At 69.9% G+C, this 16,582-nt stretch carries 18 protein-coding genes; 7 read left to right on the top strand and 11 right to left on the bottom strand.

Translation table 11 applies throughout. The features are described 5' to 3' along the window. Window positions 1-40 precede the first annotated feature (40 nt). The 10 genes from ACWDV4_RS24210 to coxB all read right to left on the bottom strand — a co-directional run bounded on the left by ACWDV4_RS24210 (window position 41) and on the right by coxB (window position 9,936). Window positions 41-979, bottom strand: a complete 939-nt coding sequence (locus tag ACWDV4_RS24210; protein ID WP_449982729.1) for a golvesin C-terminal-like domain-containing protein — start codon at window positions 977-979, stop codon at window positions 41-43. 113 nt (window positions 980-1,092) lie between these two features. Further along, window positions 1,093-2,697 (bottom strand): cytochrome bc1 complex cytochrome b subunit, encoded by a 1,605-nt coding sequence (gene qcrB, locus ACWDV4_RS24205; protein ID WP_449982726.1) that lies wholly within the window; start codon window positions 2,695-2,697, stop codon window positions 1,093-1,095. After that, window positions 2,694-3,632: a Rieske 2Fe-2S domain-containing protein gene (locus ACWDV4_RS24200; protein WP_449982723.1), complete on the bottom strand. Its 939-nt coding sequence runs from the start codon at window positions 3,630-3,632 to the stop codon at window positions 2,694-2,696. The genes qcrB and ACWDV4_RS24200 overlap by 4 nt, the downstream gene beginning before the upstream one ends. Then, complete coding sequence (gene qcrC / locus ACWDV4_RS24195) at window positions 3,629-4,420, bottom strand: cytochrome bc1 complex diheme cytochrome c subunit (RefSeq protein ID WP_449982720.1); 792 nt, start codon at window positions 4,418-4,420, stop codon at window positions 3,629-3,631. Before qcrC ends, ACWDV4_RS24200 begins: the two co-directional genes overlap by 4 nt. A 96-nt stretch (window positions 4,421-4,516) precedes the next feature. Next, entirely contained in the window at window positions 4,517-4,897 is a 381-nt protein-coding gene (locus ACWDV4_RS24190; RefSeq protein WP_449982717.1) for a c-type cytochrome, read from the bottom strand. After that, on the bottom strand, window positions 4,894-5,892 hold the full coding sequence (locus tag ACWDV4_RS24185; protein WP_449982714.1) for a cytochrome c oxidase assembly protein: 999 nt from the start codon (window positions 5,890-5,892) through the stop codon (window positions 4,894-4,896). The genes ACWDV4_RS24190 and ACWDV4_RS24185 overlap by 4 nt, the downstream gene beginning before the upstream one ends. Next, a complete protein-coding gene (locus tag ACWDV4_RS24180; protein ID WP_449982712.1) occupies window positions 5,880-6,344 on the bottom strand; it encodes a hypothetical protein in 465 nt (154 codons plus the stop codon). The genes ACWDV4_RS24185 and ACWDV4_RS24180 overlap by 13 nt, the downstream gene beginning before the upstream one ends. Next, entirely contained in the window at window positions 6,341-6,946 is a 606-nt protein-coding gene (locus tag ACWDV4_RS24175) for a cytochrome c oxidase subunit 3 (protein ID WP_449982710.1), read from the bottom strand. The genes ACWDV4_RS24180 and ACWDV4_RS24175 overlap by 4 nt, the downstream gene beginning before the upstream one ends. Beyond that, window positions 6,934-8,862 carry a cytochrome c oxidase subunit I gene (gene ctaD / locus ACWDV4_RS24170; RefSeq protein WP_449982707.1) on the bottom strand — a complete coding sequence of 643 codons (1,929 nt, stop codon included), beginning with the start codon at window positions 8,860-8,862 and terminating at the stop codon, window positions 6,934-6,936. The genes ACWDV4_RS24175 and ctaD overlap by 13 nt, the downstream gene beginning before the upstream one ends. Window positions 8,863-8,889: 27 nt before the next feature. After that, complete coding sequence (gene coxB / locus ACWDV4_RS24165; protein ID WP_449982704.1) at window positions 8,890-9,936, bottom strand: cytochrome c oxidase subunit II; 1,047 nt, start codon at window positions 9,934-9,936, stop codon at window positions 8,890-8,892. 140 nt (window positions 9,937-10,076) lie between these two features. Between coxB and ccsA the strand changes: the two genes are divergently transcribed. From ccsA to ACWDV4_RS24140, 5 genes are read left to right on the top strand one after another with little or no spacing between them, the layout of a single operon-like run. Next, complete coding sequence (ccsA, locus tag ACWDV4_RS24160) at window positions 10,077-10,856, top strand: cytochrome c biogenesis protein CcsA (protein ID WP_449982701.1); 780 nt, start codon at window positions 10,077-10,079, stop codon at window positions 10,854-10,856. Beyond that, on the top strand, window positions 10,853-11,254 hold the full coding sequence (locus ACWDV4_RS24155; protein ID WP_449982699.1) for a cytochrome c maturation protein CcmE: 402 nt from the start codon (window positions 10,853-10,855) through the stop codon (window positions 11,252-11,254). Before ccsA ends, ACWDV4_RS24155 begins: the two co-directional genes overlap by 4 nt. Further along, window positions 11,251-13,293 carry a heme lyase CcmF/NrfE family subunit gene (locus ACWDV4_RS24150; protein ID WP_449982696.1) on the top strand — a complete coding sequence of 681 codons (2,043 nt, stop codon included), beginning with the start codon at window positions 11,251-11,253 and terminating at the stop codon, window positions 13,291-13,293. The genes ACWDV4_RS24155 and ACWDV4_RS24150 overlap by 4 nt, the downstream gene beginning before the upstream one ends. Next, entirely contained in the window at window positions 13,290-13,871 is a 582-nt protein-coding gene (locus tag ACWDV4_RS24145; RefSeq protein WP_449982693.1) for a redoxin domain-containing protein, read from the top strand. The genes ACWDV4_RS24150 and ACWDV4_RS24145 overlap by 4 nt, the downstream gene beginning before the upstream one ends. Continuing rightward, window positions 13,868-14,758 carry a cytochrome c-type biogenesis protein CcmH gene (locus tag ACWDV4_RS24140; RefSeq protein WP_449982690.1) on the top strand — a complete coding sequence of 297 codons (891 nt, stop codon included), beginning with the start codon at window positions 13,868-13,870 and terminating at the stop codon, window positions 14,756-14,758. The genes ACWDV4_RS24145 and ACWDV4_RS24140 overlap by 4 nt, the downstream gene beginning before the upstream one ends. 27 nt (window positions 14,759-14,785) lie before the next feature. Here the strand turns inward: ACWDV4_RS24140 and ACWDV4_RS24135 are convergent, their stop codons facing one another. After that, window positions 14,786-15,229: a PPC domain-containing DNA-binding protein gene (locus tag ACWDV4_RS24135; protein WP_449982688.1), complete on the bottom strand. Its 444-nt coding sequence runs from the start codon at window positions 15,227-15,229 to the stop codon at window positions 14,786-14,788. A 109-nt stretch (window positions 15,230-15,338) separates the two neighbouring features. On the opposite strand from ACWDV4_RS24135, the gene ACWDV4_RS24130 reads away from it, so the two are divergent. Both ACWDV4_RS24130 and ACWDV4_RS24125 read left to right on the top strand, forming a co-directional pair. After that, entirely contained in the window at window positions 15,339-15,959 is a 621-nt protein-coding gene (locus ACWDV4_RS24130; RefSeq protein ID WP_449982685.1) for a TetR/AcrR family transcriptional regulator, read from the top strand. Next, the gene (locus ACWDV4_RS24125; protein WP_449982682.1) at window positions 15,956-16,438 is read left to right on the top strand and encodes a DUF6653 family protein; all 483 of its coding nucleotides are present in this window, start codon (window positions 15,956-15,958) and stop codon (window positions 16,436-16,438) included. The genes ACWDV4_RS24130 and ACWDV4_RS24125 overlap by 4 nt, the downstream gene beginning before the upstream one ends. The last annotated feature ends 144 nt before the right edge of the window (window positions 16,439-16,582 follow it).

Raw genomic sequence — 16,582 nt, 5'->3', positions numbered from 1 at the left:
GCCGTACACCGCCGCGACCCGCGCTAGAAGCCGGCCCGCGTCAGTAGGAGCAGCCGCTGGTTGGCAGGCTGGTCGCTGCTGGCGGGGTGACCCCGTCGTAGAGCGCCAGCAGGAAGTTCTGCGGGCAACGACGTACGGTGCCGGTCCGAATGCCGAAGTGCAGGTGTGGGCCGGTGGAGTTGCCGGTGTTGCCGGTCGAGCCGATCCGCTGTCCGGCGGTGACGGTGGCACCGCTGGCGACCGACCAGGCGGAGAAGTGGCAGTAGGTGTAGATCGCGCCGTCCGTACCGGTGAGGTTGATGCCCTGGCCGCAGGAGCTGTCGTCGATCCGGGTGACGGTGCCGGCCCGGACGGCGTACGCGGCGGTGCCGGTCGGCACCGGCAGGTCGATCGCCGCGTAGTCGTGGTGCGGGTCGTCGTACTCGCTGCGCGGCAGGGCGGTACGCGGCAGCGGCAGGGAGAACGTGGTTCCTCCGCCCGAGGACGACGTGATCCGGACCGCGTCGGCAACGACGTAACCGGTGCCGGTGGTCCAGCGGCTGACCCCGACGACGTTGTAGTCACCGGCGGCGAGTGGGAACACCCCGAGACTCACCCACTGGCCACCGTTGGTCCGCTGGTTGACCCGTACGGTCTGACTGCCGCCGGTGGCGGCCACAACGAACGGGGTCGAGTCGTTGTAGCCGGCGTCGGCCGGGTACCAGACCTCGACCTGGTAGTTGCCGGCGGTGGGGATGTCTGCCTTGTACCAGGCCGCGTCGCTGCCCGAGGTGTCCGGGCTCGCGAACATGTAGTTCGCTCCGTAACGCTGGCTGGACCAGGCGGAGCTGCCCCAGTTGCCGCTGGCGGTGAAGCGGCCGGCGGTGTCGTTGTCGACGATGGTCGTCGCCGCGCTGGCCGCCGTCGCTGGCGTCAGGATCGCGGCCACCATCGCCGCGGCCGTGACCAGCATGCCCCCACGCAGATATCTCTTCCTCATCGAACCTTCTTCCCACTCCACATGACCGGGTGTGAAATTATCCAACCAAGATCATCGAAAATTGGAAAGACTTCTACATCGATGTAGGCGAGATTATTTCCGGGCGCCGCCAGTTACTGGCGTGGCCGCCCGCGCCGCCACCGGATCGCACCGATGACGAGCAACGCCAGGTAACCGGTGGTCCGACCGAGGCGACCTGCTACCCGGCTGACCGCACCGGGACCGACCGCCTCGGGTGGCGGCGACACCACAACGACCGGCTGGCCGGGGTAGGCCGTACCAGCCGCAGCCGCCGCCTCCTCCTGGGACCGGAAGCCCCGGTTACCGGCGAGCCGTCGTCGCGACGACTCGCGATACCCCCATCGCCAGACCCCGTCGGGGTCGGCCCACAGTTCCACCCGGCCGTCGCCCGACTTGGCGCGCGGCGCTGCTCGGCGCAGTGCGGAAGCAGCGAGATAGGCCGACACCCCGGCCACCGGCGGGGCGACCAGCACCAGGATCCGCAGCACCGACACCACGTCCAGCAGTGGAACCCCCAGCAGCCGGGCCGCGATGTCGTCCGCCGCCGCGAAGACCAGCAGGGCATAGAAGACGAGTACGGCGACGCCGACCGCCAGCCGGACCGGATGATCCCGTGGCCGGTCCAGCAACTGGTGCACGGCGTGGTCCCGACCCCGCCAACGTTCGAGGAACGGCCAGGCGTACAGGCCGGCGAAGGTGAGACCGCCGAGCACCACACCGGGCAGGAACGGTGCCGGCACCAGGTAGCCGGCGATCCGGAACTCCACCGGCGGGAAGAGCCGCAGGGCACCGTCGCCCCAGGCGACGTACCAGTCGGGTTGGGCCGGTGCGGTCGCCTGGGCCGGATCGAACGGACCGTAGATCCAGACCGGGTTGATCTGCACCAACCCGCCGAGGGCGAAAAGCACCGCCAGCACCCAGGCCAGCAGCGCCAGGGTACGCAACGTGTAGCTCGGCCAGAACCGCGATCCGACGACGTTGTGCTCGGTACGCCCCGTCCCGGCGAACTGGCTGTGCTTCTGCCGGACCAGGATCGCCAGGTGTACGGAGATCAGCGCGACCAGCACCGCCGGCACCACGAGCACGTGGGTGATGAACATCCGCGGAATCATCTGCCCGGTCGGGAACTCGCCCCCGAAGGCGAGGAACGCCACCCAGGTGCCGACCACCGGGATCGACTCGACCACCGAGTAGATGATCCGCAGGCCGGTGCCGGAGAGTAGGTCGTCCGGTATCGAATAGCCGGTGAAGCCGTTGAGCAGCGCCAACGCCAGCATTGTCACGCCGATCAACCAGTTGATCTCCCTGGGTCGACGGAACGCCCCGGTGAAGAAGATCCGCAGCAGGTGCAGCACGATCGCGCCGACAAAGACCAGCGCCGCCCAGTGGTGGGTCTGCCGGATCAGCAGACCACTACGTACGTCGAAGCTCAGCTCCACCGTGGAGGCGTACGCCGACGAGACCCGCGAACCCGACAACGGCTCGTACGCACCGGAGTAGACCCGCTCGGCGGTGCTTGGCTCAAAGAAGAACGTGAGATAGACGCCGGTCAGCACAAGTGCGACGAATGAGTAGAGCGCGACCTCGCCCAGCATGAACGACCAGTGGTCGGGGAACACCTTGACCAAGGCGCGACGGGCCAACGGGACAACCCGCAGCCGATCGTCCAACGCTCGTACCATCCGGTCGACGATCATTGTCGGCTCCAGAACCCGGCACCGGGCGGTGCGGTGAAGTCGCCGGTGGCCCGCAGGAATCCGTCCGGCCCGACCTCGACCGGCAGGCCGGGCAGGGCCCGGGCCGCCGGCCCGGCGACCGGGCGCGCACCGGCGAGCAGATCGAAGGCGGACTGGTGGCACGGACAGAGCATCCGTCCGGTGCCCTTGAGGTAGATACCCACGGGACAGCCGGCGTGGGTGCAGAGCAGCGAGTAGACCACCAGCCCGGCCAGGTCCCCGGCCGGTGGTGGTACGGCGAAGCGGGCCGGGTCGAGACGTACGACGAACGCCGGACCGTCGCCGGCTCTGGGGTGCCCCTCGGGAAAGACCGGTAGGACCGATTCGCCGGTCACGTCGTCGGGGCGGACCGGCCTTCCTTCGGCGGTCACCAGCCGCACCCCGGCCGCCCACGGGGTGTCCCGCAGGGCCCGGTCCGGTCGCCGGCTTCCCGCCGGCAGCAACGAGCGGAGTGGAAAGAGCGCCGCCATACCGAGCGCCCCCAACGCCAGCGCCAGCGCGCCGAGCAGGCCGCGTCGTCGGATCGGGTCATCTGGGCTGGCCAGGTCTGCTGTCGCGAGCCGCCGCTGTGCCGGCGACGAGGCGAACGGCTCGTGTTCCTCGACGTACCCGCCGGTGGGCAGTAGTTTCCGGGCCCAGATCGCCAAACCGACCGCCAAGCCGGCGAAAGCGACCGCGAGGGTGATGCCGGCCCACTGCGTCTGGCCACCGGTGACGTACCCGATCGCGAAGCCGACCGCGCCGAGCGCGCTGATCGCGAAGGCACCAGCGATCAACCGCGTCGCGGTCCGATCGTCACGCCGATCAGGTCGTGGGTCGGGTTGGCTCGCCGGCCCGCCCGGCTCATGCTCTGGTTGGCTCGTCAGCCCGCCCGACTGCTGCTCTGGTTGGCTCATTGGTCCGCCCGGCTGCCCAGCCAGCGGACGGCGAGCACAATCAGCAGCAGGCCGACCACCCAGGTGACCAGCCCTTCAGTGGTCGGTCCGAGCCGCCCGAGCGCCGCACCACCACGATCCAACCGGTCGGACTGCAACACCCCCACGTACGCGGCCAGGGCGTTGACCTGCTGGTCGGTGAGAGCCGTGTCGGGGAAGGCGGGCATGAGTCCCGGTCCGACCCGTACCGCCTCGGCGACCTCGATCGGGGTCGCCCGGTCCAGCGCCGGGGCGACCTGGTCGTTGGTCAGCGCGGTGCCGGCTCCGGTCGCCGAGTGGCAGGCCGCGCAGTTGGCCAGGAAGAGTTCCCGACCGACGCGGACGTCGCCCGCTCCAACCTGCGGAATCGCCGGCCCGCCAGCACCAAAGCTGGCCACGTGCCGGACCAGCGCCTCGATGTCCGGCGCGGTGAAGACCGGGTCGCGGTGCGGCGGTTGCGGTCGCACCTGGGTCAGCGGCATCCGACCGGTACGCAGTTGGAAGTCGACCGACGCCGGCCCGACACCGACCAGGGTCGGGCCGCGCTGGCTCCCCTCGCCAGCGGGTCCGTGACAGCTCGCACAGCTCTCCAGGTAGAGCTGGGCACCTCGGTCCCGTGTCGGGTCGGCGGTGACCGGCGGTGGGCTCGGCTCTGGGCCGGGGGCGAGCAGCGCCGGTCCAACAGCCAGGGCCAGTACGGCGACGACCGTCAGCGCCCGGTATCGCTGGCGGCGACCGGGTAGTCGGCCGGATCCTCCGGTTACGTGCACCGGTTCCACTCCCCTCGTTGGTGTCACAGGTCGTCCCGATCGGGTCGCCCCTGGCGGTCAGTCACCGCGTCCGGCGTTCGGTCACGCATTCATCAGTCAGTCGAGTGTCAGCAGGTAGGCGGCGATGTCCTGGGCGTCGATCGGTCCCACCCCCAGGTCCGGCATGGCGGTGCCCGGCTCCACCGACTGCGGGTCCTCGATCCAGTGCCGCAGGTTCTCGGCGTTGTTCGGTAGCTCCCCCGCCACATAGGAACGGGCACCGAACCGGGTCAGTGGCGGCCCGACCAGCCCGTTGGCCCGATCGACCCCCGGTATGGTGTGGCAGCTGCCGCAGCCGTACTGCTCGATCAACCGGGCACCCCGCTCCGGATAACCGCTACCTGCCTCGGGCGGAGGCGGTGACGGCACCCGGGTGCAGGCAGCGGCGACAAACACCAGCGCCAGCCCTACCGGCCAAAGGAATCGTCCCTGCCTCATCTCGTCACCTCCCGCACTACCTGGCCGTCGGGCGGCGACGGATCGCGGCTCTCGGGCGGCGACGGGTCAGGGCCGGGGTTCTCGGGCGGCGTCAGATCCCGTCCGGCGGGTCTGCGCCGATCGAGGCGGCCGAACCAGCGCAGCGCCAGGGTCACCGCCGCTACCAGCACGGCCACGTCCATCGGAATCCACATCACCAGGCCGCCCAACTGCTGGTCGGCGAGGGCGTCCACGGACACCGTCCCCAGGGTTTCGGCTGTCGTCTGTGTTCCAGCTGTCATCTGCGATCCGGCCGAATACAGCGGCTCGGGAGCGAAGGTGAGCGCGGCGGCGAGCGCCGCAGCGGGCAGCATGGTCAGGAAGAGCAGCAGCATCCCGACCGGACCGGGCAGGCGATGCCGCGGCGCTCCCAGCACCGTCGACCACAGCAGCCAGGCGGCGGCCACGAACGTCGTGTGTTGTACCGCGTGCAGGGCATCGTCACGCAGCACCGCCCGGTACGGTGCCGGCAGGTGCCAGAGCCACAGGACGAGGCTCTGGGTCGTACCGGCCACCGTGGCGAGGACGATCGGTCGGCGTAGCCACCGCCCGATCGCGCCCACCCGCCAGCGGGCCCACCGGCGGCGCAGCCATCGGGGGCCGGCCAGGGCGAACGGTAGCCCGGCCGCACCCGCCGCCAGCAACGGGCCGACCACCAGCAGCAGGACCATGTGTTGGGCCATGTGACCGGCGAACGATCGTTCCGCCACGGTGTGCAGCGGGCCGGTCTGGGTGGCGCCCAGTGCGGCGACCCCGACAACGAAGGCCGCCACCCGCCAGGCCGGTACGACCATCCCCACCCCACGCCGCAGCCACAGTTCGTGCACGCCCCGGCCGTAGGCGGCCAGCAGGCCGGCGGTCAGTACGACCAGCGCTGCCCCGGAGAGCCCGGCGTCGTCCGTACCGCCGTGGGCGAGCGGCACGGACTCTCCGGCGAGGACGGTCAGCGCTGGCATGGCGGGAACACCAGGGTCGCGACACCACCGAGGACGATGATGGTCAGGAACAGCAGGTTCGAGGTCAGGCCGACCAGGGCCAGCAGCCGGGCCCGGCCCAGCGCATGACCGACGCCCCCGGCGCGCGGTAGCCCGGAACCCTGCGGCCCGGCAACCGGTGTCCCGGTGACCTGGGTCCCGGTATCCGGCGACCCGGTACGACGCCAGGCCCGCCAGGCGACCACCAGCGCGGCGACCGTGGCTGCCACCGGAATCAGTACGGTCAGCCCGATCGCGTACCGCAGGGGCATCCCCGCGACCTCCGAACTGCCCGCCGCGCAGGTGAGTTCGTCGATACTCCAGCCGGCCAGCAGGTGCACTGTCCAGGCGAGCGCACCGCCGAGCACACCAAACCACAGCAGCAGTCCGCCGATGAGACCCGCCCGACGGCTGGGCAGCCGCTGGGCGGTCACAGCCGTGGGGACAGGTAGACGGTGAACAGGATGGCCGCCCAGACCAGGTCGACGAAGTGCCAGTAGAGCGCGGTGATCCGGACCCGCTCGTGCCGACGTACGCCGAATTTGCCGCGGAGCGCGGCGGCCAGCAACCAGGTCAGCATCAGCAACCCGATGGTGACGTGCGCGCCGTGGAAGCCGGTGATGACGTAGTACAGCGAGCCGTACACGTCGGTGGTGAAGGTGAACTCCTGGAGACTGGCCGCGTACTCCATCGCCTGCAGGCTCAGGAACGACGCGCCGAGCGCGATGGTGATGGCCAGCCCCACTCGTAGCCGCCACTGCTGGCCCCTGCGGATTCCCCGTTCGGCCCAGAGCAGCGGCAGGCTGCTGGGCAGCAGTAGCGCGGTCATGATGAGCGGCAGAAACAGTTCCGGCGGGCGGATCCCGGCCGGCGGCCACTGCGGGCCGGCCTGGAATCGCAGGTAGAAGTAGCTGCCGAGCAGCGCGGCGAAGAGCGTCGACTCGGTGGCGACGAACAGCGCCATCCCCCACCAGCCGGTGGACCGCCCGACGGGCAGTTCCGTGGCGAGTGCCGCCGGATCGGTCACGGTTGCCATTGCGCCCCACCCGTCGACTCCTCCGGCGGCCACAGCCAGCCGAGCATGGTCAGGGCGAGCAGGAGACCACCGCCGGCCGCCACCCAGTACCAGCCGAAGAGAAGGCCACCAAAGATGGCCAGAAGCCCGGTCGCGGCGACGAGTGGACGAAACGACGCCTCCGGCATCTCGATCGACTGCTCGTAGCGGGCATCCAGTTCGCTGGTACGGATGGTCTGCCGACCGTCGACCAGGGTCCGGGCCTCGGGCGCCCCGGCAGCCATGGATTCACCGGTCCGGGGATCCCAGACCGGATGCAGGCTGTGCACCTCGGGCAGTACCGGGAAGTTGTAGGGGGCGGGCGGGGAACTGGTTGCCCACTCCAGGGTGTCACCGCCCCACGGGTCGTCGGGGGCCGGCTGGCCACGCCGCAGCGCGTGGACCACCCCGACCAGCACCAGCAGCAGGCCCACCGCCAGGACGTACGCCCCGACGGTGGCGAGCAGGTTCCACGGGTCCCAGCCGAGTCCCTCGGGATAGGTGTAGACCCGGCGGGGCATGCCGAAGAGCCCGGAGAGGTGCATCGGGAAGAAGGTGACGTTCATGCCGATGAAGATCAGCCAGAACGCCCATCGGGCCAGCCGCTCGTTGAACATCCGACCAGTGATCTTCGGCAGCCAGAAGTAGATCGCCGCCAGGATCGGGAAGACCGCGCCGCCGAAGAGCACGTAGTGGAAGTGCGCAACGACGAAGTACGAGTCGGTCACCTGCTGGTCGAACGCGGTCAGCGCGAACATCGCCCCGGTGAAGCCGCCGATCACGAAGGTGACGATGAATCCGATGACGAAGAGCAGGGGCGCTCGCATCACCAGCCGGCCCAGCAGCATGGTAGTCAGCCAGGCGAAGAGTTGCAGGCCGGAGGGGATGGTGATGATGGAGCTGGCCGCGCTGAAAAAGCTCAGGGAGAGCTGGGGTAGTCCGGTGGCGAACATGTGGTGCGCCCACACCCCGAACGAGATGATCGAGATCGACACGACGCCCAGTACGACCAGCGGATAGGCAACCAGGCCGCGCCGACAGAAGGCCGGGAGCACCGCCGAGACGATCCCCAGCGCCGGCATCACGATGATGTAGACGTCCGGATGTCCGAAGATCCAGAACAGGTGTTGCCAGAGCAGCACGTTACCGCCGGCGTCGGGGTCGAAGAAGTGCGTGCCGAAGCGGCGGTCCAGGAAGAGCAGGCCGTTGTCGAGGTTCAGTGCGGGCAGCGCGAAGAGCACCATGAACGAGGTGGCGACGATCGCCCACACGAAGATCGGCACCCGGTTCAGGGACATGCCGGGGGCGCGTAGCTTCAGCGCGGTGACGATGAAGTTGATCGCCCCGGCGGTGGTCGAGATGCCGAGGAAGAGCAGGCCCAACGTGTAGACGTCCAGGTGCAGACCGGGACTGTTGGCCTCGTCGGTCAACGGCACGTAGGCGAACCAGCCGCCGTTGGGCGCGGCCCCAGCGGGCAGGCTGGCCCACATGAACACCCCGGCAAAGAGGAATACCCAGTAGCCGAAGGCGTTGAGCCGGGGAAACGCCATGTCCCGGGCACCGATCATCAACGGCACGAGGAAGTTGCCGAACCCGAACAGCATCGGGGTGGCGAAGAGGAAGATCATCGCCGTGCCGTGCATGCTGAAGAGCTGGTTGTACTCCTGCGGCGACAGCAGTCCGGCCTCTGGTCCGGCCAGTTGGGTGCGCAGCAGGATCGCGCTGACCCCGGCCAGGCTGAAGAACACCGACGCGGTCACCAGGTAACGCCGACCGATGCGCTTGTGGTCCACGGTAGTGAACCAGGCCCGTACCGTCTGGGGTTCCTCCCAGCGGGCAGCCAACTGCTCGGCCGGCGCGGGGCCGGCCCCTGCGGGTAGCTCGGCGACCGTGGACACGTTTCCTCCCTTCCGGGGTACGGACGCCTACCGCAGCGATTCGAGGTAGGCGATCAGGTTCGGAAGTTGCGCGGCGGGCACCGGCTGCGGTGGCATGGCGTTGCCGGGCTTGCTGACCTGGGCGTTGGCGATCCAGCCGCCCAGGTGTCCCGGATCGTTGGGCAGTGTGCCGGCGCCCAGGCTCCACCGGGCTCCCACATCGGACAGGTCCGGACCGACCGTCCCGTTGGCCGTGGTGCCTCGTACGGTGTGGCAGGCGGCGCAGGTGCCCTGGGTGAAGGCCACCTGTCCCAGCCGCTGTGCCTCGGTACGGGGTTCGGCCGCGGGTGCGTCCAACTTCGCCAGCCAAGCGTCGAACTCAGCCCGGGGCTGCGCCACGACCCGCAGGCTCATGTGCGCGTGTTGCAGACCGCAGTACTCCGCGCACTGGCCCCGATAGCTACCGGGCCGCTCCGCGTGCAGCCAGGTCTCGTTGGTCTTCCCTGCGATCAGGTCGGTCTTGGGCATCAGCTCCGGCACCCAGAAGCTGTGCAGGACGTCGGCGGTACGCAGTCGCACCCGTACCTGCTCACCGACCGGTATGTGGATCTCGTTGGCGGTGGCCCCGGACCGGCCGGCGTAGCGCACCTCCCACCACCACTTGTGGCCGGTCACGTCGACCGTCGTCGCCGAATCGTCCGGACCGTCGCCCAGGGCGGCCAGCTCACGCAGGCCCAAGCCGTAGACGGTGACCAGGATGATCAGGGGGATACCGGCCCCGGCCACCGCAACGAACCGGACCGGGTCGCCCCGGCGTACCTTGGTCTTCGCGCCGCGCCGAAACAGTAGCGCCCAGCCAAGCAGCAACAGCACCTCGGCGAAGACCGCGACGGAGATCCAGAACAGCAGCCACCACAGTCCCTCGACGCGGCGGGCCCCGTATCCAGCCGGGTCCAGGGTGGATGGCGTGTCGCCAGCACAGCTGGTCAGGACCAGGGCGGCGACCAGCACGACGGTCACCGAGGCTCGGCTCGGTGACCGAACCGTCCGTCCATCCGCCGTCCTCATGGCCGCCCGACGCTCTGCCTCCTCCATCGGAAGCAGCTTATGGTCAATACCCCCTAAAAGTTCCTATAACTCGATTCCGCCGTGAAACGGCATAAATAGCGATAACTTGGCGGACAGTAGCCGTACCGGTGCCAGGCGCGGACGACCGGACACGAACGGGGACGACCATGCGAGGAGCGAACCGCACTCCGCTCACCTCCGGCCCCCGAGCTGCCGCTGATCGGCGCACCCTCGGCTGGGCTACTGCGGGTCTCGCCGGAGCCGCCCTCGCCACCGGCCTACTGATCGCGCCACCGGATCACGTCCAGGGGGACGCCCAACGCCTGATGTACCTGCACGTACCGGCGGCGTGGACGGCGTACCTCGCGTTCGCGGCTGTCCTGGTCACCAGCATCGCGTACCTGATCCGCCGCGACCTGCGGTGGGACCGGTGCGCACGGGCCGCAGCCGAGATCGGGGTGGCCCTGACCGCCCTCACCATCGTCCTGGGTGCCGTCTGGGGTCAACTGGTCTGGGGCACCTGGTGGGCCTGGGATCCCCGCCTGGTGAGCACCGTTCTGCTGCTGCTGGTCTACACCGCCTGCCTCACCACGCGGCACCACACGGCCGGCGGGGATGAACCCGCCGCACACCGGGCCGCATATCGCGCCGCCCGGCTGGGCATCGGCGGCTTCGCCCTGGTACCGCTGGTGCACTGGTCCGTCGTCTGGTGGCGTTCCCTGCACCAACCGGCCACCGTGCTCGCACCGGGCAAGCCACCCATCGAACTGCTGATGGGGATCGCATTGTTGCTGAGCGTGCTCGCCTGCACCGTCGGCGCCAGCTGGGTCTTCCTATGCCGGGTCGCCACCCTGGAAGACCAGGCCCAGGACGCGCCGGAAGACCGGGCTGAGACCGACCGGCCGGCGACCCGAACGCTGGCCCGGGTTGGCCGGAAGCACCGATGAGATCGGACCGCCGGAGCCGATACGCCACCTTCGCCATCCTGCTGGCCGCCGTCGGTCTGCTGGTGGCCAGCGGCCTCAGCGGCACCCTGCGCTACTACCGCACCCCTGGTGAGGTCACCGCCGACCCGACCACGGCCCAGGATCGGGTACGACTCAGCGGCATGGTCGTGCCCGGCTCGGTCCACCACGACGAGGGACGGACCGTGTTCCGGCTCGCCGAGGACGGCCACGAGGTGACCGTCCTGCAGCAGGGAGCACCTCCGGCAACGTTCCGGGAAGGAGAGGGTGCCGTCGTCGAGGGGGTACTCGGGCCCGACGGCGTCTTCCGCTCCGATCAGGTGATCGTGCGGCACGGCAACGAATACCGGGCACCGTCCGCACCGCCGGTGGCGGGATGATCGGCACCATCGGCACGGCGGCTCTCGCTGGTGGTCTCGCCGCAGCGACCGCCGCCACCCTGTTCTGGCTCCGCGTCGCCTTGACCGGATCGGCTGCCCGCCGGCCCGCTCGGATCGCCACCAGCACGGCGCTGCTGGCCGCCGTACTCACCTGCGGGGCCCTGGAATGGGCGCTGCTGAGCCACGACTTCACCATCCGGTTCGTGGCCGAGAACGGCGGCCGGCACGTGCCGACGTACTTCACGATCACCAGCCTGTGGTCCGCCCTGGACGGCTCACTGCTGCTCTGGCTGCTGATCCTCGGCGGATACTCCGCCCTGCTGTCCCGCCCCGGGCCACGCACCCGCGCCGCCCTCCAGTCCTGGGCGATGACGGTGGTCAGCGCGGTCAGCGTGTTCTTCTTCGCCCTGACCTACTTCGCCGCCAACCCGTTCCGCACCGTCACTGCCCCGCCCGACGGGGGTCCCGGCCCCAATCCGCTGCTCCAGGAACATCCGGCAATGGGACTGCACCCGCCCCTGCTGTACGCCGGTTACATCGGGCTGGTGATCCCGTTCGGGTACGCGATCGCCGCCCTCCTGCTCGGCCGGTCGGGTACGCCATGGCTACGGGCGGCACGCGGCTGGGCCCTGTTGTCGTGGTCCCTGCTGACCGCCGGCATCGCGCTCGGGGCCTGGTGGTCGTACGCCGTCCTGGGCTGGGGCGGCTACTGGGCGTGGGATCCGGTGGAGAACGCCTCCCTGCTGCCCTGGTTGACGACCACTGCCTTCCTACACGCCACGCTGATGTCCCGACGTCGACCACCGCTGGCCGGTTGGGACGTCAGCCTGGCCTGCGCCAGCTTCCTCCTGGTCCTGGTCGGCACCTTCCTGACCCGGTCCGGGTCGATGGACAGTGTGCACGCCTTCACCGAGTCGGCGCTCGGGCCGATGCTGCTGGGGTTCGTGCTGGTGACGGCGGTCGGTGTGGTCACCCTGATCGGGTGGCGAGCGCGATCGGTGCCCGCTGCCACGCCCTCGGTCCCGGCGACCGGTCCGGTGCTGTCCCGCCAGACCACGCTGCTCGGCAACGGCGTCCTGCTCACCACCCTCGCCGCCGTGGTACTGATCGGCACCGTCTTCCCGCTCGTCGCGCAGGCGCTGACCGGGGTCCGGACCGCCGTCGGACCGCCGTACTTCCACCAGACGGCGGTTCCGCTGGCCGTCGCGGTCGTCGTCCTGATGGGAATCGCCCCCCTGTTGCGCTGGAAGTCCGGGCCGGATCGGGAGAACCTGCGCCGGTTGGCCGTACCGGGCTACGTCGGCCTGGCGGTAGTCGCGACCGTTGGTCTGATCAGCCGGCCCGGTGTGCTCGTACTCGCCGCCTTCGGCGGTGCCGCGTTCGTCCTGACCGGTGCCGGAACGATGCTGGCCACCCGGGTACGTCGCATCGCCATCACAACCCGAAGCACCAGTCGCGCACCTCGGCCCTCCGGTGGACGGATCCGAGAGTTTCTCGCGGGTCGACGCGCCCTCGGCGGGCTGCTGGCACACACCGGTATCGCCCTGGTGACGGTGGGGATTGCCGCCTCGTCCGCCTATTCCCGGACGACAGAACAGGAGATCACCGTCGGCCAGTCGATCTCGGCCGGCGCAACGTCGGTGCGGCTGGCCGCAGTCGAGCGTCAGGGCGGCAGTGCGGACATGCGCGTGACCGCCCAACTCGTGCTGACCACCAACGGCAAGGTCGCCGATAGTCTCCGGCCCCAGTTGCGTTACTTCCCCGCCTGGGACATGACGGTCAGCGTCCCCGGCATCCGATCCGGGCTGCTGCGCGACCACTACGCGACGCTCCTGGCCGTGTCGCCGGACGGCAGCCGGGCCACGGTACGGCTGGCCGTCAACCCGCTGATCAGCGTGCTCTGGGCCGGCAGCGCACTGACCGTACTCGGTGGCCTGCTGGCGATCGGTCGACGCTCCCGGCCCACATCGACGCAACCGGTCACGACCGGCCAATCGGGCTCGATCCCCGTCGACTTTCGGGAGGTCAGCCGGCGATGACGCAGACCGCCCTCGGCTCCCGGTCGTCGCGGCGACGCTGGCTGACCGTGTTTGGCACGCTGCTCTGTGTCGGCGCGCTCGGCCTCACGCTGGCCGTCGGTCTGCATCGCTCGCCCTCGGGCGAGGCGGATGCCGACCGGGGACCGGTCACTCGTACACCCGGCACCGCCGCGCCGGCACTGGCCGGACGTACGCTCGACGATGGCCACTTCGACCTCGCGAAACTACCCGACCGGGTGGTGCTGGTGAACGTGTTCGCCTCGTGGTGTGCCCCGTGCCGAGCCGAGCTGCCGCTCCTGGTCGAGGCGCAACGGCGCTGGTCCGGGCAGGGCCTCCAGTTGGTCGGCCTGGCCGTACGAGACAGCGACGAGGCTACCCGGAGCCTGCTGCGCGAGACGGGCGCCGAAGATCTCCTCGTACTGGCCGATCCGACGGGCGGCACTGCGGTCGACTGGGGAGCCCGGGGAGTACCGGAGACCTTCGTCATCGACCGGACGGGGCGGGTGGTGCACTGGGCACAGGGGCAGATCACCCGACAGTGGCTGGAGCAGCGGGTGGCACCGCTGTTGGCGACATGACGTACCGCCGGGTCGTCGCCGTCGCCATGCTGGTCGCACTCGTCGCCGGTGCGGGCCTCGCGACCTGGCGCTCGACCAGCGGCGCTGGCGCACCCGACCCGGTGCGGGACCTCGCCGCCGGGTTACGCTGCCCGGCGTGCGCGGGCGAGTCGGTGGCCGATTCGCGGTCTCCGATCGCGGCGGCGATGCGGGACGTGGTCGCCGCACAACTCGCCGACGGTCGCAGCCCCGACGAGGTGCGGGCATACTTCGCCGAGCGGTACGGACCCGAGGTGCTGGCGACGCCACCGAACCGTGGGCTCGGACTGCTTCTCTGGGTGGTGCCGGCGCTCGTGCTCCTGGCGGTCGTGGTGGCAGCGATACGGCCCCACCGGCGGTCGGAGCGGCATCGCGCTCCCCCACTCCGGTCCGGCCCGTCGTCCCGACTCCTCAAACGTGCCCGGCTGCTCTGGAATGTGGGTGCGCTGAGTCTCGTCGCGTTCGTCGGGGCGGTCGCCGTGACGTCACCCGCCGCGCCCACGCCCGACCCGCCCGCAACTGACCCGGTGCCGGCGCAGCTCACCCTCGCCCGCTCCCTTGAGCAGCAGGGCGAGTACGCCACCGCGGCCGACGTCTACCGGACCGCGCTGGCCCAGCGGCCCGACGACGACATCCGGCTGCGGTTGGCCTTCACGCTGATCCGCGCCGGACAGCCCACACCCGCCGAGGACGTCGCCCGGCAGGTGCTCGCCGGCCGGCCGGACGCACCGGAGGCGCTGCTGATGCTGGGGCTCGCCCAGCGGGCAGGCGATAGCACAGCAGCCGTCCCGACTCTCCGGCGCTTTCTCGCCCTGGCCCCCGACCATCCGGCCGCCCCGGAGGTTCGTCGACTGCTCGACGCTGGTTGACGGCTGCCGGGCGGTGACCGGCGACCGTCAGCCAGGCAGGTCGGGGGTGAGCAGGGCAAGCCCGATCTCCGGGTCGAAGCGTTTGGCCAACGACGGGGCCACCTCGGTCAGAACGACCTCCAGGGTCGGCCACACCTCACCCCGCAACAGGTGGCCGCCGATCGTCGACCCGTCCCGCCGGCCGCAGACCGCGTGTACGTGCAGCTTGGGCTGACCGTCCTGCTCTGCCACGTCACCGAGCAGGGACAGCACCTCCACCTGCTCATCGATCGGGATCATCAGATAGTCGTGGATGGCAGGGTCGAAGTAGCCGAGTTCGCCGGACCGGAAGCCACCCACTGCGGTGACCTGGGCGGCGCGGAGGTCGTACTCGCCTATGGCAGCCTGGATGGTGCCCACCGCCTCCTCACCCCGGTCACAGACCACCACCAGCGTCCGCCGTTGACCGTCCTCGATTTCCCGTACCCGCATCCACATCGCATACCCCGATTCCCGCCGATGATTCACCGACCGGGCTGAACAACTGTGCAGGAAATTGAACGCTTTGACAGTCGCCTGGCGGGGGCGCAAGGCTCGCCACGTGGATCCGCAAGGTGACTTGACTGCCCGGGCACGCATCCGCGACGTCGCACTGAAACGCTTCGCCGCTGACGGCATCGCCGCCACTTCCGTACGACGGATCGCCCTCGACGCCCGGGTGTCGGCTGGTCTCGTAGTACACCACTTCGGTTCGAAACAGGGTCTGGTCGACGCCTGCGACGCGTATGTTCTGGCGTTCACGAAGGCCGCCTGGCGGGAGGTCGACGGCGACCCGACCCGCCTGCCGCACACTCTGCGCGCCAGCACCTCCGTACTCGGCTACCTGACCCGTTCGATGGTCGAACAAACCGCCGGAAGTGCCGCGCTGTTCGACGCGCTGGTGAACGAGACCGCACGGGTGTTGGCCCTCGGCGAGGAGACCGGGCACATCCGCCGATCGACCGAACCCGAGCTACGGGCGGCGTTGCTGGTCTGCATGGAGCTGGGTGGACTGGCCTTGCGTGCGCATTTGGCCCGGCACCTGGGCGCGGATCCGTTCGCCCCGGATGGTGTCGTCCGGATCGGTCAGACCGGCACCGAGTTGCTCACCCGGGGACTCTTCACCGAGGGCTCCCCTACCCCGTCCCTCCACCAGTTCTCGCCGCCACCGGAGGTCCAATGAATCCGGTGCAGCTGATCGCCCGAGCCTTCCGGATGGACGATGAAGGGTGGCGGCGACACGCCAACCCGTGGAGCGTGTGGACCCGGTTCGCTGCCATTCCCCCGCTTCTGTTGGGGATCTGGAGCCGGACCTGGATCGGCTGGTGGTGTCTGGTCCCGATCGCCATGGTCGTCGTCTGGCTCTGGATCAACCCGCATGTGTTCCCGCCGGTGGACGAGCCCCGGACCTGGACGGCGAAGGGCATCTACGGAGAACGACTCTGGGCTGAGCGCGGTGGCCGGCTGCCCGAGGGGCACCAGAGTGTCCTACGCCTGTTGGTACTGACCGGACTCGCCGGGTTCGGGCTGCTGGCCTGGGGGCTGGTCCAGTTGGAGGTCTGGCCGACGGTCTTCGGGGGCACCCTGGTGGTCGTCGTACAACTATGGCGTATCGACAGGTTCACCTGGCTCTACGAGCGCTCCACCGCCAGCGATAGATGATTGCGGCCTCGATCCGAGCCGGTCGGTGGCGGCCACCGCGTCCGGTCTACTTAGAGAGACCGTCAGTAGGGCGTGTGCAGCCCAAGTAGCTGTTCAGGGGTAGCAAACAGGCACGGGATTGTCGATCATGTGAGTTCTCTACGC

Source organism: Micromonospora sp. NPDC003197 (assembly GCF_053590565.1).
Note: the sequence above shows the minus strand (reverse complement) of the source record. Positions and strands in the feature narration are given on the sequence as shown.